Here is a 14089-nt window from a genome sequence, read left to right as displayed (position 1 = left end):
ATCCTGATTTTGGCAAGCTTCCTGTCGGTGTTCCCGCTGTACTACATGCTGTGCGGCGCTACGAACCCCAGCATTGATGTTATCCGCGGCAAGCTGATCCCCGGCACCTATCTGATCGAGAACTTCAAGGCGCTGGTCGCCAACCAGAATCTGGCGCTTGCCATGACAAACTCCTTCCGCAATGCGATTTTGATGACCTTCATCACGCTGCTGGTCTGCTCCATCGCAGGCTACGGCTTTGAGATCTATCACGATAAGGCGAAGGATATTCTCATGAGCGTTCTGCTGCTGGCCATGATGCTGCCGTTTGTCGCCATCATGATCCCGCTGTTCAAGATGATCTCCGGCTGGGGCCTTGTCAACAGCTGGGCGGCCTTTGTGCTGCCGTCCATCTCGACCCCGTTCATGATCATGCTGTTCCGTCAGGCCGCGCGCAGCTTCCCCAATGACATCATCGAGGCCGCGCGGCTGGAGGGCCTGAGCGAGATCGGCATCTTCTTCCGGATGTTCATCCCCATCATGCGCTCGACCTACGGCGCTGCCATGACCGTTACCTTCATGAACGCATGGAACAGCTACCTCTGGCCGAAGATCGTATTCCAAAGCAACGCATCCATCACAATGCCGATGCTGGTCGCAAACCTCAAGAGCGGCTACAGTGTGGACTACGGTATGCTGATGCTGGGCGTTCTGATCTGCACACTGCCCACCGCGATCATCTTCCTCTGCCTGCAGAAGAGCTTTGCCAACGGCATTACGGGTGCCGTCAAGTGATGGAGCAGACCTACTGTTTGACCCCGGCGGAATGGCGCTATGCGCAGGGCTGCCTGACGCTGGCCAAGCGCCTTGGGCTGATCGAGGACGACACCCCTGCCGCGCTGGAAAAGCGCCGCGCCGCCAAAAATGCTGCGGCCGCCCGCTGTAAGGCAGACGGCACGACGGTGTACGGCGTGCGCCACTATTCTGCGCCCGCCTACCTGCAGTATGAGCTGACCCGCTTTAAGCTGGACTTTGTCGAGCCGTGCGGGAAGATTCGCGCGCTCGGCGTCTGCCCTGATTTTACCGAGGCGCAGACCCGCGCGTGGTATGACGCGAACCGCGATCTGTTCACCCGCTATTTCGGGGACAGCTTCTCCTACGAGGAATCGCGCCAGATCATTGAAAAGCGTATGCGGGAGGAGGTGTACGACAACCTTGTGCAAGACATATTATGTGAATCCGCTGACCGGCAATGACGAGAATGACGGCCTGCATGAGGATCGTGCCTTTGCCACGCTGTTTGCGGTCAACCGCCTTGCGCTGGCACCGGGCGACACCGTCCTGCTGAGGCGCGGCTGCCGCTTTGAAAAGCAGTTTTTGCAGCTGCAGTGCAGCGGCACCGAGGGCAGCCCCATCACCATCGGCGCTTATGGTGAAGGCTGCGCCCCCTGCATTGCCGCCGACGGACAGGGCATCTGGTATCAGGACTATGGGTGTGCGCTGGACTCGCCCACCCATGTGCATCACGGCTATGTTTCCTCCGCCGTGCTGCTGTATGATGCCGCCTATGTCACGGTGCGCGATCTGGAGGTCACCAACCGCGCCGAGGCTGTGATCGGGGAGCGTTACTCTCAGGCCGACAAGATGCAGCGCACCGGCGTGGCTGTGGTTGCCAAGGATAAGGGCATCCGCCGCGGCATCACGCTGCAAAACCTGCAGGTGCATGATGTAAACGGCAATGTGTACGACAAGCACATGAACAACGGCGGCATCTATATGACCGCCCTGCGCCCGCAGAACGAGGCCGCCACCGGCGCGGCGCGCTTCGGGGATATTCTGGTCGAGGGCTGCTATGTCGCGCATGTCAGCCGCTGGGGCATCGCCGTGGGCTATACCTACGCGCATGCACAGTTTCAGGGCGCGGCGCTGGACGAAAAGCCCTTTGCGGCATACGGCCATGAGAACATCGTCATCCGCGACAACTATGTCAAGGCGGCCGGCGGTGACGGCATCACCGTCATGTATGCGCTGCGCCCGCTGGTCGAGCACAACACGGCGGATTCCGTTGCCTGCGAGATGAACGACCGCATCTACAGCGAGCCGGGCAACCGTCTGGGCAAGGTGGCGGCAGCCATCTGGCCGTGGAAGTGCAAGGACGCGCGGTTCCGTTATAATGAGGCCGTTGACACGCGGCTCAATCAGGACGGCATGGCCTACGATGCGGACTCCGGCGACGGCACGGTGTACGAGCACAACTACAGCCGCATGAACGAGGGCGGCTGCGTGATGTTCTGCCTGCAGGAGGCCATTCACAACACCTTCCGCCGCAATGTCAGCTATGACGATCTGGGCGGCACGATCAGCCCCTCCGAAAACCCGGACGCACGGATAGTGGAGAACACCTTCTATGTCCGCAACGGCGTCCCCTTTGTCCGCCCCCACATGGGCGGCGGCAGTTATACCGAGCGGGACAACACCGTGATCCCCCTGCCGGAAAAAGAGTAAGAATAAAGATGCGCCCCGGATGCTGAGAGTTTCAACATCCGGGGCGCTTGTTTGTGGAAAAACGGCGGGCAATAAAGCAAAAATGCGGCATTTACCCCTTGCCCCCGCGCAGCGCCTCAAGGTCGCTGCGGGTGTCGATGTCCCGCAGCTCGGCGGCGGGGGTGGGCAGCAGGCGGATCGCCTGCGGGTGGGCGCGCAGCACGGCGCTGCCGCCGCTGCCATCCGGCAGGTGAAGGAGGGCAGCAAAATAATCCCGCCCGAACAGCACAGGGCTGCCCGGTGTGCCGTCGGGTGCGGCCGGCCGCCGGATCGTGTCCGGCGCGGCACCGATCGCCAGCGCCTCCAGCGTCTGGCGGGTCAGGCAGGGCTGGTCCCCCGGCAGAAACACACACCCCTGCAGGTCGGGCTGCTGCGCCAGCAGCGCGGTCAGGCCAAGGCGCACCGTATCGCTGCGGCGTGGCTCGGCATGGCGCAGCACGGGGAAGCCCCCTGCACGGCAGAGGGCCTCGACCTCGGCCGAGCGGGTCACGGCAATGCGCCCGGCAAACACCGGCGCGGCGGCCAGCGCCAGCGCATGGGCAGCCAGCGGCCGGCCGTTCAGCTCGGCCATCAGCTTGTTGCCGCCGAACCGCCGCCCCAGCCCCGAGGCCATGACGATGCAGCCCAGCGGCGGCACAGGGCAGTCCAAATCGTACACAAAGGCGTCCGGGTCGGCGCAGAGCGCGCGCAGGAACGGGGTGTCCTGCTTGCGGACGACCGCGAGAACGCGGCAGACCTTCAACAGATCCAGCACGCTTTGTTGAAAATCCGCGCAGCCGCTCTCCAGATAGCCAAGCTCGTCCAGCACGGCCCAGCCGCCGGCCGCCGCCATCCGCTGCAGGGCGGGCAGTCCCACGGCGGCAAAGCCGGCCGGCACGGGGCGCATCCGGTTTTCACCGGGGGGCAGGGCGGCATCAAACCTGCCGATGACCGCCGCTGCCCCGGCGGCTGTATCGCGCATCTCGACCCATCTGCCCGGGACAGCAGCGGTGAGAAGCATCGGGGCATCGGGGCAGAGGGATGGCATAAGTGCGCGCAGAAGCGTTGTTTTGCCGCTGCCGCGCCCGCCGGTCAGCAGCAGATGGCGCTTACCGCTGGCCAGAAAAGAACGCAGAATAGAGCTCGCGGCTGGTCTGTACACAGGCATCACGGTAGGCCTCATACCTTTCTAAAAATTGGCGGGCCTCGGCGGTCAGGGTGCTGCCTCCGCCGCCCCGCCCGCCGATGGTCTTGCAGGTCAGGGCAAAGCCCAGTTCTTTTTCGGCGTGCTGCACAAGCCGCAGCGCCTTGGAGTAGGAAAGCCCCATCTGCGCCGCTGCGCTGCGCAGCGAGCCGGTCTCCTCGATCAGGTGGAGCAGGCGGCAGGGCCCCTCGCCAAAAAAGCGTTCGCCTGCATCATCGCAGAGCATTACGCGCAAAGCAGGTTTCATGGTATCACCTCACAGCGGCAGCAGGGCCAGACGGCGTCGGCCCCGGCAGTCGGTAACGGGCAGCAGCTCCAGCGGGCCGTACACGGCGGCAAGGGCTGCTTGCAGCACGGCAGGCGGGTCGGTTCTGGGGTGCAGCACCGCCGCGACCCCGCCGCCCTGCAATACCACCAGTATATCACAGCTGTCCAGCGCCAGCGCGGGGTCGTGCAGGCAGACCAGCGCGGTCTTGCCGCCGGTGTGGACCAGCTGCGCCAGCAGCGCGGTCATTCGGCTGCGGTTCGCAAGGTCAAGCGCACTGTCCGGCTCGTCCAGCAAAAGCAGCGGCGCATCCTCGGCAATCGTGCGCGCCAGAATACAGAGCTGCTTCTCGCCGCCGCTCAGCGTCAGGTAGTCCTGCCCGGCCTTGTCGGCCAGACCTACGGTGCGCAGGGCCTCGTCCGCAGCGGCGCGCATGGCGGCGGTGGGGCTTTGCAGGACCCCCAGCCGCGGGTTGAAGCCCATAAGCACGACCTCCCGCGCCGAGAGCGAGACCGAGATGCCGCTCTGCTGCGGGATATAGCTGACGGTCTGCGCCAGCCTGCGGGTGGACAGGCTCTCCAGCGGGACGCCGTTCAGAAGGCACTGCCCGGTGTGGGGCAGCAGCCCGGCGGCGGCCTTGAGCAGTGTGGTCTTGCCGCTGCCGTTCACCCCCAGCAGACCGATCAGCTGTCCGGAGACCGGGACAGAAAAGCTGACTCCTTGCAGCACGGCCGCTGTGCCGTACTGCACGGTGAGGTCCTGCACGCAAAGCCCCACGGGCGGGGGCGTGGCTTGTGGCATCATGACGCATCCCTCCCCGGCCGCAGGATCAGATAAAGCAGAAACGGTACGCCCAGCAGCGAGGTAAAGATGCTGACCGGCAGCTCAGTGGAGGCTGCCGTCTTGGCCAGCGTGTCGGCCGCCAGCAGCAGGGCGCTGCCCAGCAGCCCGCTCAGCAGGCAGGCCGAGCGCCGGTTGTGCCCCGCCAGCAGGCGGGCGCTGTGGGGGGCCAGCAGCCCGACAAAGCTGATAAGCCCCGTCACGCTGACAACGGCAGCGACCGTCATGGTGGCAAGCGTCAGCAGCAGCAGGCGCATCGCACCCACCCGCACGCCGAGCAGCCGGGCCTCGCCCTCCTCGATCGAGAGCAGCAGCGCCTGCCGGTGCAGCGCAAAGATCGCCGCGCAGCAGACCAGCACGACCGGCACCGGGAACCACACCCGGCTGCGGGTCACGGCGGCCAGACTGCCCATGATCCAATACTCGATGCTGGCCAGCTCCTTCTCGGGGTCGGCGGTCAGCTTGAGCAGCATCAGCAGCGTCTGGGCCAGCGCGTGGACGGCGATGCCCGCCAGCACCAGCGACATTTTGCTGCGCCCCGGCGCGGCGGCGGCCAGCCCCAGCGAGAGGAACACCGCCGCCAGCCCGCCCGCAAAGGCGCAGACCGTGGTGGACAGCGCCCCTGACGATACGAACAGGATGGCGAACGCCGCGCCGACACTGGCCCCCGAGGATACGCCGATGATGTCGGGGCTTGCCAGCGGGTTGCGGAATACGGTCTGGTAGACAAAGCCGGCCGCCCCCAGCCCAAAGCCGCCGACCAGCGCCATGACGGCGCGGGGCAGCCGCAGCACGGTGAAGGTGCGCACCGCCATGGCATCACCGGCCAGCAGCGCTGCCGGTGTTATGGGGTAGCGGCCCAGCGCAAGGGCCGCACCAAAAGCCATAAAAACGCAGAGCGCTGCGCCCAGAAGGCACAGCGCCGTGCGCTTGCGGTTATTCATAGGAGGCAGGGGTGAAGCCGTAGTAGGCCGAGTAGAAGGCATCGGCGCAGTCATGGTAGAACTGCTCACTCACCTGCTCGGGATGCAGCACACTGCCCAGATAGACGCTGCCCAGGAAGCTGCCGGGCACGGGGGAGTCCACAGCCTCGATGGCGTGGGGCAGCTGGTAGACATGGCCCTCCTTGACGGCGGTGCAGTCGGCCAGTGCGGCATCGTTCAGGACGGAATCGACATCATAGTCGGCATCGGACGCCAGAATGATGTAGTCGGGGTCCCAGTCCAGCACCTGCTCATAGGAGACCTCGGCCCAGTAGGTGTCCTCGACACTGGCGGCGGCGTTGAGACCGCCGGCGTTCTCGATCATATAGTTCTGGTACATGGCGGGGCCGGCGGTCTGCAGCACAGAGCTGTTGCCGGCCATGTAGACGGTGGGGGCCTCGGCATCGCCGATGGCCTCGCGCAGGCTGAGCAGGTTGTCCTCGATCGCGGACTTCAGCGCCTCACCGCGGGCAACGGTGTTGGTGGCCTGTGCCAGCAGGTCGATGGCACCGTACAGCTTGTCCTGATTCTCCGGCTTGACGGCCAGCACGGTCAGGCCCAGCTCCTCCATCTGGGGGATGGAATCCTTCAGCTTGGCGGGCACGATGACAAGGTCGGGGGTCAGCGCGGCGCAGCCCTCAAGGTCAAACTCCTTGGCGGTGCCGATGCTGGGCAGGCTCTGCAGCTCAGGTGCGGAGAGGCTGTAGATCGTGCGCTTGTCGGCCTTGGCCTCGACGCCGACCAGCTCGTCCTGCACGCCGAGGGCGATGAGCAGGCTGGTGGAGATGTAGTAGCCGCTGGCCAGCGTCTTGGGCTCGGTCTCGATGGTGACCTCGCGGCCCAGCTGGTCGGTGACGGTCAGCGGGTAGGTGACGGCGGTATCGGCGGCAGTGGGTGCAGCGGCAGCCTCCTCGGGGCTGGCGGTGACCTCGGGGGCAGCGGTGGCGGAGGCGGCGGCCTCGCTGCTTACGGCGGCGGTGCTGCCGCAGGCGGTCAGCGCCATGGCGGCGGCCAGCAGCAGAGCGGTCATTTTGGTCATTTTCATGAATCTTCTTCCCTCATGCAATAAAAAATATCGTTGTATTTTTAAAACAACAACGGTATTATACCAGATTTTATGGTAGAATAAAAGTACCTATCCACGAAAAGTGTGATTTTTTCGCCCAAAACAGAAAAAACGGAGATTGACCCATGATGACGATACGCGAATATGCCCGCCCCGCCACGCTGGAGGAGGCATGGCAGCTGAACCAGAAAAAGCCCAACCGCGTGCTGGGCGGTATGCTCTGGCTCAAGATGGAAAAGATCAATGTCGGCACGGCCATCGACCTGTCGGCCTTGGGGCTGGATACGATCGAGGAGACTGACACCGAGATCATCATCGGCGCTATGGCAACGCTGCGCGATCTGGAAACGAACGCCGCCCTGAATGCCTACACCGCGGGGGCTGTGCGGGAGGCTGTGCGCCACATTGTCGGCGTGCAGTTCCGCAACTGCGCCACGGTGGGCGGCAGCATCTATGGCCGGTTCGGCTTTTCCGATGTGCTGACGCTGTTTTTGGCGCTGGACTGCGAGGTCGAGCTGTACAGGGCGGGCCGGATGCCGCTGGCGCAGTTTGCCGCGATGCCCTATGACCGCGATATTCTGACCCACATCTGCCTGCGCAAGACGCCGGGGCTGAAGGTGCAGTACCAGTCGGTGCGCGCGACCCAGACCGATTTCCCGATCCTGACCTGTGCGGCCGCCCGCACGGCGCAGGGGCAGTACCGCTTTGCCATCGGCGCGCGCCCGATGAAAGCCGTGCTTGTCACGCCGGACTGCGACCCGGCGCAGATGCCCGCCGCCGTGCAGGCAGCCGTCAAGACCGGCAGCAACCTGCGCGGCAGTGCCGAGTACCGCACCCACCTGACCGGCGTGCTGGTCCGGCGTGCCGTGGCCGCGCTGGAAAATTGACGGAGGTATACCATGCAGATCACATTTACCTTAAATCATAAAAAAGTCACCGCCGAAATCGCGGCTGACACCGTGCTGCTGGACCTTGTGCGCAGCCTCGGCTGCAAGAGCGTCAAGCGCGGCTGCGAGACCGCCAACTGCGGCCTTTGCACGGTCTTTCTTGATGAAAAGCCGGTGCTGTCCTGCTCGGTGCTGGCGGCGCGGGTCAACGGCCGCAGCGTCACCACGCTGGAGGGGCTGCAGGAGGAGGCTGCCGAGTTCGGCGCCTTTATCGCCGATCAGGGTGCGGAGCAGTGCGGCTTCTGCAACCCGGGCTTTATTATGAATGCGCTGGCGCTTTTCCGGGAAAACCCCGACCCCGGCGAGGATGAAATCAAGGAGTATCTGGCCGGCAACCTCTGCCGCTGCTCCGGCTATGAGGGCCAGCTGCGGGGCATTTTGAACTTTTTAGCGTGGAAAAAGGGGAAGGAGGCTGCCCAATGAAAACCGTGAACCAGTCCATGCGCAAAAAGGACGCCATGCAGCTTGTGACCGGCCAGCCCGTCTACATGGATGATGTCATCCCGCAGGACTGCCTGATCGTAAAGCTGCTGCGCTCCCCCCATGCCAACGCCATCGTGCAGGAGATCGACACAAGCCGTGCCCTGCTGGTGCCGGGCATCGAGGCGATCTACACATGGAAGGATGTGGACCAGCAGGGCCGCCGCTACACCCAGGCGGGCCAGACCTACCCCGAGCCGAGCCCCTATGACCGGCTTGTCATTGACCGCCATGTCCGCTTTGCGGGGGATGTTGTCGCAATTTTGGCCGGCAAGGATGAAAAATGCGTCGATAAGGCGATGAAGCTCATCAAGGTCAGGTATGAGGTCCTGCCCGCCGTGCTGGACTACCACACGGCGCTGGATAACCCCGTCCTTGTCCACCCGGAGGAAAACTGGGAGTCGCTGGCACCGGTCGGGGCCGACAACAAGCGCAACCTGTGCGCCCACGATGAGAGCGGGGCGGGCGATATTGAGGCGGTGCTGGCGGGGTGCGATGTCGTCATCGACCATACATACCACACCCGCGCCTGCCAGCAGGCCATGATGGAGACCTTCCGCACCTACTGCAGCATAGATGCCTACGGGCGGCTGAATGTCCTCAGCTCGACCCAGATCGTTTTCCACTGCCGCCGGATTCTGGCCAATGCACTGCACATCCCCAAGTCGATGATCCGGGTGGCCAAGCCCCGCATCGGCGGCGGCTTCGGCGCCAAGCAGACCTCGGTCTGCGAGGTCTACCCCGCCTTTGTGACATGGAAAACCAAAAAGCCCAGCAAGATCATCTTCAGCCGGTACGAGAGCCAGATCGCCTCCACCCCGCGCCATGAGATGGAGCTGCATGTCCGCCTCGGTGCGACAAAGGACGGCATCGTCAGGGGCATCGACCTCTACACCCTGTCCAACACCGGTGCCTACGGCGAGCATGGCCCCACAACGGTGGGCCTGTCCGGCCACAAATCCATCCCGCTCTACGGCAAGGCCGAGGCGTTCCGCTTTGTCAGTGATGTCGTCTACACGAACCACATGTCCTCGGGCGCTTACCGCGGCTACGGCGCGACCCAAGGCCTGTTTGCGGTGGAGTCCGCCGTCAATGAGCTGGCCGACAGACTGGGCATTGACCCGTTTGTGATCCGCCAGCGCAACATCATCCGCGAGGGCGATGTGATGCCCGCCTACTACGGGCAGGTCAACACCAGCTGCGCGCTGGACCGCTGCCTGCAGGCCGTGCATGACAACATCGGCTGGGACGAAAAATACCCCGTGCGCGACATGGGCAACGGCAAGGTGCGCGCCGTGGGCATGGGCATGGCGATGCAGGGCTCCGGCATCACGAGTGTGGATGTGGGCAGCGCCAGCCTGAAGATCAACGATGACGGGTTCTACACCCTCTCGATCGGTGCAGCCGACATGGGCACCGGCTGCGACACGATTCTGGCGCAGATTGCCGCCGAGGTGCTGGAGTGCCCGCTCGACAATGTGACGGTCCTCGGCGCGGACACCGATTCCTCGCCCTACGATTCCGGCTCCTACGCATCCAGCACGACCTATGTCACCGGCAAGGCGGTTGAGCAGTGCGCCGAGCAGCTCAAGCAGAAGATCTGTCAGGTCGGCGCGGGGCTGTTGGGCCTTGACGAGCGTGCGGTCGTCTTTGCGGGCGATGCCGTGACGAGCGAGGACGGCACGCAGCGCGCCACGCTGGCGCAGATCGCCGCAGCCTCCCAGTGCGGCAGCAATACGGCGCTGGAGGCAGTCGTGACCCACAGCTCGGAGATCTCGCCCCCGCCGTTCATGGTGGGCGCGGCCGAGGTCGAGGTCGATCTGGAAACCGGCGAGGCGCAGGTCATCCGCTATGAGGCGGCTGTTGACTGCGGCACACCGGTCAACCCGAACCTTGCGCGGGTGCAGGCCGAGGGCGGCATCCTGCAGGGCATCGGTATGGCGCTGACCGAGAATGTCACCTACGATGACCGCGGCATGCCGCAGGAAAACTCGCTGATGCAGTACAAGATCCCGGCGCGCAACGACATCGGGCATATCCATGTCGTGTTTGAGAGCAGCTACGAGGGCACCGGCCCCTTCGGTGCCAAGAGCATCGGCGAGGTGGTCATCAATACCCCGCTGCCCGCCGTGGCCGATGCGATCTACCACGCCACCCACAAGCGGTTCTATGAGCTGCCCATCACCCGCGAGCAGATCGCGCTGGCCGGGCAGTAAAAGGCAGGGCAAGGCGAGAAAATAAAAAATTGCAAGCCGGCAGATCGCCGGCTTGCAATTTTTTTTTGGAGGAAGGGCATCCGTCAAAGCAGCTTGCTGCCCAGCGCCTGACTGGTGCGGGAGAGCGAGAGGTTGGCAAGCTCCTGATTGTCAAGGGTGTAGCGCAGGACCAGCACATTTGCGACAAAAAGCATCGCCAGCTTGGCGGGGATGCTGCCCGAGTCAAGCGGGTTCTCCTGCGCGCCGCAGAGCAGCACGACATCGGCCAGTGCGGCGCCGGGGGCGTCATCGTAGTGGGTGATCAGGATGACCTTGGCACCGTTCTCCTTGGCGAGGCGCAGCGTGTCCATCATGTCGCGGGTCGAGCCGGAGTAGGAGACGAAGAGCAGCACATCCTCGGGGCCCATCAGGCTGGCCGTGATGGCCTGCATGTGGCTGTCGCCCGCCGTGCGGAACTTGGTCGAGATCATCGAGAAGCGCGCCCAGATGTCCTCCGCCAGCACCTGACTGCCGCCCTGACCAAGGCAGTATACCTGACGCGCGCGCTGCAGCAGCGTGGCGGCGTGGTCGATGGCGTCGGGGTCCAGCACGCTGCGGGTGCCGTTCAGCGCCTCCACGGCGGTGTTGTAGGCGTGGGTGACCAGCGTCTGGGTGTCCACACCCGGCTCCAGCTTGAGCGCGACCGGCATCGCGGTCGCGGTAGCCTTCGCCAGCGCGATCTTCATTTCGTTGTAGCCATCAAAGCCCAGCGAGCGGCAGAACCGAAAGATCGTTGCCTCGGCCACGCCGCAGGCCTTTGCCAGCGAGGAAATGGAAAGATACTGGGCGTCCTCAGCGTGCTGGACAAGATAATCGGCCACGATGCCGCCTGATTTTGTCAGGCTGTCGCGCTTGGTGCGCAGCATCTCCCAAAAGCTCTGTTCTACCATGGTTCTCGGGGTCCTTTCTCAAGCAAATAATGCGGTCAATGGGCGGCGGGGGCGCTGCCGGTCAGCAGATTGTACAGCCCCTGCGCCAGCGCCCTGTGGGCTTCCTTTGTCATGTGCATGCCGTCCACCGGCGAGCATACCGCGCCGGGCAGGGTGTTGGCGTCCAGAAAGCGCACGCCGGGCAGGCCCTGCAGCATCGGCGCAAGGCGGGCGGCAATGCCGGCGCAGCGCTCGTGGCAGCCGGGGCCCATCTCCTCGCGGAAGATCAGCCTGTCATATGCCGGTGTGATGACCGGCGGCACAATGACCAGCACATCGGGGTGGGCGTTGTCGCGCCAGCACTCGGTCTGCAGCGCCTTTTTGGTCAGCCGCGCAATGCCCTGCGCGATCTGGTAGGAGTCACAGGCAAACCGCGCTTTGCAGTCGTTTGTGCCCAGCATGATCGTCACGGTGTCAAGCGGTGCATGGCTCATCAGGATCGGGTTGATCAGGCGCAGGCCGTTCATCCCCTCGGTGATGGGGTCATCAAACACGGCGGTGCGGCCGGGCAGGCCCTCCTCCGCAACGGCCCAGCCGGGACCCAGCAGGGACTGCAGCACCATCGGGTAGCGCTCATCGGGGCCATAGCGGCCGTCACGCACGGGGTCGTAGCCGTAGGTGTTGGAATCACCGAAGCAGAGAACCTGACGCGCAGTGATATTTTCATAGGTCATGGCAAAGGCTCCTTTTGTCAGCAAAAATGAAAAGATATTTCTTTTCTCTTATTATAACGATTCTAAAATGGGCTGGCAATAGGCAAAAGCGCCATTTCCAAGTATGCCTTTTTGTACAACATTGCCCTTTCAAGGGAAAAAACTGCCTGCCGACTGCGGACAGCACGCAGCCTGTGCAGGACTTTTTCTATAAGGAAAAATCCGTTTCACAGCGGCCCACAATGGCAAAAAAACGGCAAAAACAGACTTTGTCTGGAAATTGTTTTCTTTTTGTAACCGTTGCGGTGGTGCGGCTAAAGGGAGCTTTTCACCGCTGCGGGCGGATATTTCTTGCACAAAACGCCGTGTTTTGCACAAAATGAAACCAAATTTGTGCAACCTGTACACAAAACGGCCTGATTCTTGGTGATTTCACATCTGGACAAAATGAAAAAGATTTTCTAAAATAGAGTCATCACAAGGGGCGCAGACGCAGTGACCCCTTACAAATGCCGAAAGGCAAAAGAAGGAGAACCACTATGAAGAAGCAAGTATCCGCTATCTTGGCTGCCGGTATGGCTGCCAGCCTGCTGGTTGGCTGCGGCGGCGCTGCCTCCAGCGCAGCGTCCTCTACCGCTGAAAGCACCTCTACTGCCGCTTCCAGCGAGGCCGCCGCCACCACGGAGGCCGGTCAGGCTGCTGACATCACCCTGTGGACCTACCCCATCGGCAAGTGGGGCGATTCCGAGTCTGTTGACACTCTGCTGGCGGACTTCAACGCCAAGTACCCCGACATCCATGTGACTGTTGAGTATCTGGACTACACCAACGGTGACGATCAGGTCAACACCGCCATCGAGGGCGGTTCTGCCCCTGACCTCGTTATGGAAGGTCCCGAGCGTCTGGTTGCCAACTGGGGCGCCAAGGGTCTGATGGTCGATCTGAGTGACCTGTGGACCGATGACCAGAAGGCTGACATCAGCGCCAGCGTGGAGGCCGCCTGCAAGGATTCCTCCGGTGCTTACTACGAGTTCCCCCTCTGCATGACCGCCCACTGCATGGCCATCAACAAGACCGTGTTTGAGGCTGCCGGTGCGATGCAGTATGTCGATGCCGAGAACCACACATGGACCACCGAGAACTTCCTGAAGGCTGTTCAGGCCGTCTACGACTCCGGCAAGACCGATGTGGGCGCTATCTACTGCAGCGGTCAGGGCGGCGATCAGGGCACCCGTGCTCTCGTCAACAACCTCTACGGCGGCACTTTCACGGACGATGCGCACAGCAAGTACACCGCCGACTCTGCCGAGAATGTCAAGGCCCTTGAGGCCCTGAAGGCACAGGACGGCATCAACTTTGACGCCTCCATCAACGGCGGCGAGGAGATCACCCTCTTCCGCAACGGCACCCTGCAGATGGCTTTCTGCTGGAACATTGCCCAGCAGAAGAATGAGGATAACGGCCCTGCCGGCACCACCAACAGCGGCGATGAGATCCTGTTCATGGGCTTCCCCTCCGAGAGCGGCAAGCCCGCGCTGCAGGGCGGCATCTGGGGCTTCGGCATCTTCAACAACGGCGACGAAAACAAGATCGCTGCCGCCAAGACCTTCATCAACTTCATGGCCAACTCTGAGGAGACTGCCAAGGCCGTCAAGACCTCCAGCTACTTCTCCGTCAAGAACTCTCTGTCTGACCTGTATGCCGACGACGAGATCATGAACGAGTACCAGAAGCTGATGCCTTATCTGGGCGACTACTATCAGGTCACCCCCGGCTGGGCCGAGGCGCGTACCGCTTGGTGGAACATGCTGCAGCAGGTCGGCGCTGACGAAGATGTCACCACCGCCGTCACCGAATTCTGCACCACTGCCAACGCAGCCGCCAGTGCATCCTGAACCAAACTGTAAATCGTAAGATCTGCAGCCATCCTACGGCGTCCGACCTCTGACATGAAACGCAGCGGTG

15 protein-coding genes are annotated in these 14089 nt (G+C 63.1%); 8 read left to right on the top strand and 7 right to left on the bottom strand.

What is annotated here, in order from left to right:
• Positions 1–45: 45 nt before the first annotated feature.
• The 3 genes from OGM67_10835 to OGM67_10825 are packed head-to-tail and all read left to right on the top strand — an operon-like array spanning position 46 to position 2484.
• Positions 46–774, top strand: coding sequence for a carbohydrate ABC transporter permease (locus OGM67_10835; GenBank protein ID UYJ36224.1), 729 nt, complete (start codon positions 46–48; stop codon positions 772–774).
• Positions 774–1235, top strand: a complete 462-nt coding sequence (locus OGM67_10830) for a hypothetical protein (GenBank protein UYJ34072.1) — start codon at positions 774–776, stop codon at positions 1233–1235. The genes OGM67_10835 and OGM67_10830 overlap by 1 nt, the downstream gene beginning before the upstream one ends.
• Entirely contained in the window at positions 1195–2484 is a 1290-nt protein-coding gene (locus OGM67_10825) for a right-handed parallel beta-helix repeat-containing protein (protein UYJ34071.1), read from the top strand. Before OGM67_10830 ends, OGM67_10825 begins: the two co-directional genes overlap by 41 nt.
• Before the next feature lie 91 nt (positions 2485–2575).
• Here the strand turns inward: OGM67_10825 and OGM67_10820 are convergent, their stop codons facing one another.
• Genes OGM67_10820 through OGM67_10800 form a run of 5 tightly spaced genes read right to left on the bottom strand, consistent with a single transcriptional unit; the run spans position 2576 to position 6839 of the window.
• A complete protein-coding gene (locus OGM67_10820) occupies positions 2576–3685 on the bottom strand; it encodes an NTP transferase domain-containing protein (GenBank protein UYJ34070.1) in 1110 nt (369 codons plus the stop codon).
• Positions 3612–3953 (bottom strand): LysR family transcriptional regulator, encoded by a 342-nt coding sequence (locus OGM67_10815; protein ID UYJ34069.1) that lies wholly within the window; start codon positions 3951–3953, stop codon positions 3612–3614. Before OGM67_10815 ends, OGM67_10820 begins: the two co-directional genes overlap by 74 nt.
• A 9-nt stretch (positions 3954–3962) precedes the next feature.
• Positions 3963–4775, bottom strand: a complete 813-nt coding sequence (locus OGM67_10810; GenBank protein ID UYJ34068.1) for an ABC transporter ATP-binding protein — start codon at positions 4773–4775, stop codon at positions 3963–3965.
• Positions 4772–5755, bottom strand: coding sequence for an iron ABC transporter permease (locus tag OGM67_10805; GenBank protein ID UYJ34067.1), 984 nt, complete (start codon positions 5753–5755; stop codon positions 4772–4774). The genes OGM67_10810 and OGM67_10805 overlap by 4 nt, the downstream gene beginning before the upstream one ends.
• Complete coding sequence (locus OGM67_10800) at positions 5748–6839, bottom strand: ABC transporter substrate-binding protein (protein UYJ34066.1); 1092 nt, start codon at positions 6837–6839, stop codon at positions 5748–5750. The genes OGM67_10805 and OGM67_10800 overlap by 8 nt, the downstream gene beginning before the upstream one ends.
• Before the next feature lie 146 nt (positions 6840–6985).
• On the opposite strand from OGM67_10800, the gene OGM67_10795 reads away from it, so the two are divergent.
• The 3 genes from OGM67_10795 to OGM67_10785 are packed head-to-tail and all read left to right on the top strand — an operon-like array spanning position 6986 to position 10503.
• Positions 6986–7747: an FAD binding domain-containing protein gene (locus tag OGM67_10795; GenBank protein ID UYJ34065.1), complete on the top strand. Its 762-nt coding sequence runs from the start codon at positions 6986–6988 to the stop codon at positions 7745–7747.
• Positions 7748–7759: 12 nt separating this feature from the next.
• On the top strand, positions 7760–8230 hold the full coding sequence (locus tag OGM67_10790) for a (2Fe-2S)-binding protein (protein ID UYJ34064.1): 471 nt from the start codon (positions 7760–7762) through the stop codon (positions 8228–8230).
• Complete coding sequence (locus tag OGM67_10785) at positions 8227–10503, top strand: molybdopterin-dependent oxidoreductase (GenBank protein UYJ34063.1); 2277 nt, start codon at positions 8227–8229, stop codon at positions 10501–10503. Before OGM67_10790 ends, OGM67_10785 begins: the two co-directional genes overlap by 4 nt.
• An 83-nt stretch (positions 10504–10586) precedes the next feature.
• Here OGM67_10785 and OGM67_10780 read toward each other — a convergent pair whose 3' ends face one another.
• The gene (locus tag OGM67_10780; protein UYJ34062.1) at positions 10587–11432 is read right to left on the bottom strand and encodes a MurR/RpiR family transcriptional regulator; all 846 of its coding nucleotides are present in this window, start codon (positions 11430–11432) and stop codon (positions 10587–10589) included.
• A 35-nt stretch (positions 11433–11467) separates the two neighbouring features.
• Positions 11468–12145 (bottom strand): GDSL-type esterase/lipase family protein, encoded by a 678-nt coding sequence (locus OGM67_10775; protein UYJ34061.1) that lies wholly within the window; start codon positions 12143–12145, stop codon positions 11468–11470.
• 26 nt (positions 12146–12171) lie between these two features.
• On the opposite strand from OGM67_10775, the gene OGM67_10770 reads away from it, so the two are divergent.
• On the top strand, positions 12172–12507 hold the full coding sequence (locus tag OGM67_10770) for a hypothetical protein (GenBank protein ID UYJ34060.1): 336 nt from the start codon (positions 12172–12174) through the stop codon (positions 12505–12507).
• A 156-nt stretch (positions 12508–12663) separates the two neighbouring features.
• The gene (locus OGM67_10765; protein ID UYJ34059.1) at positions 12664–14019 is read left to right on the top strand and encodes an extracellular solute-binding protein; all 1356 of its coding nucleotides are present in this window, start codon (positions 12664–12666) and stop codon (positions 14017–14019) included.
• Positions 14020–14089 lie beyond the last annotated feature (70 nt).

The organism is Oscillospiraceae bacterium, from assembly GCA_025757985.1.
Classification (GTDB): domain Bacteria; phylum Bacillota; class Clostridia; order Oscillospirales; family Ruminococcaceae; genus Gemmiger.
Note: the sequence above shows the minus strand (reverse complement) of the source record. Positions and strands in the feature narration are given on the sequence as shown.

Excerpts from the sequence above, each read along its gene's own strand:
- OGM67_10835 (UYJ36224.1), top strand. The coding sequence starts at position 46 with ATGCTGTGCGGCGCTACGAACCCCAGCATTGATGTTATCCGCGGCAAG.
- OGM67_10830 (UYJ34072.1), top strand. The coding sequence starts at position 774 with ATGGAGCAGACCTACTGTTTGACCCCGGCGGAATGGCGCTATGCGCAG.
- OGM67_10820 (UYJ34070.1), bottom strand. The coding sequence starts at position 3,685 with ATGAGGCCTACCGTGATGCCTGTGTACAGACCAGCCGCGAGCTCTATT.
- OGM67_10815 (UYJ34069.1), bottom strand. The coding sequence starts at position 3,953 with ATGAAACCTGCTTTGCGCGTAATGCTCTGCGATGATGCAGGCGAACGC.
- OGM67_10810 (UYJ34068.1), bottom strand. The coding sequence starts at position 4,775 with ATGATGCCACAAGCCACGCCCCCGCCCGTGGGGCTTTGCGTGCAGGAC.
- OGM67_10805 (UYJ34067.1), bottom strand. The coding sequence starts at position 5,755 with ATGAATAACCGCAAGCGCACGGCGCTGTGCCTTCTGGGCGCAGCGCTC.
- OGM67_10800 (UYJ34066.1), bottom strand. The coding sequence starts at position 6,839 with ATGAAAATGACCAAAATGACCGCTCTGCTGCTGGCCGCCGCCATGGCG.
- OGM67_10795 (UYJ34065.1), top strand. The coding sequence starts at position 6,986 with ATGATGACGATACGCGAATATGCCCGCCCCGCCACGCTGGAGGAGGCA.
- OGM67_10790 (UYJ34064.1), top strand. The coding sequence starts at position 7,760 with ATGCAGATCACATTTACCTTAAATCATAAAAAAGTCACCGCCGAAATC.
- OGM67_10785 (UYJ34063.1), top strand. The coding sequence starts at position 8,227 with ATGAAAACCGTGAACCAGTCCATGCGCAAAAAGGACGCCATGCAGCTT.
- OGM67_10780 (UYJ34062.1), bottom strand. The coding sequence starts at position 11,432 with ATGGTAGAACAGAGCTTTTGGGAGATGCTGCGCACCAAGCGCGACAGC.
- OGM67_10775 (UYJ34061.1), bottom strand. The coding sequence starts at position 12,145 with ATGACCTATGAAAATATCACTGCGCGTCAGGTTCTCTGCTTCGGTGAT.
- OGM67_10770 (UYJ34060.1), top strand. The coding sequence starts at position 12,172 with ATGAAAAGATATTTCTTTTCTCTTATTATAACGATTCTAAAATGGGCT.
- OGM67_10765 (UYJ34059.1), top strand. The coding sequence starts at position 12,664 with ATGAAGAAGCAAGTATCCGCTATCTTGGCTGCCGGTATGGCTGCCAGC.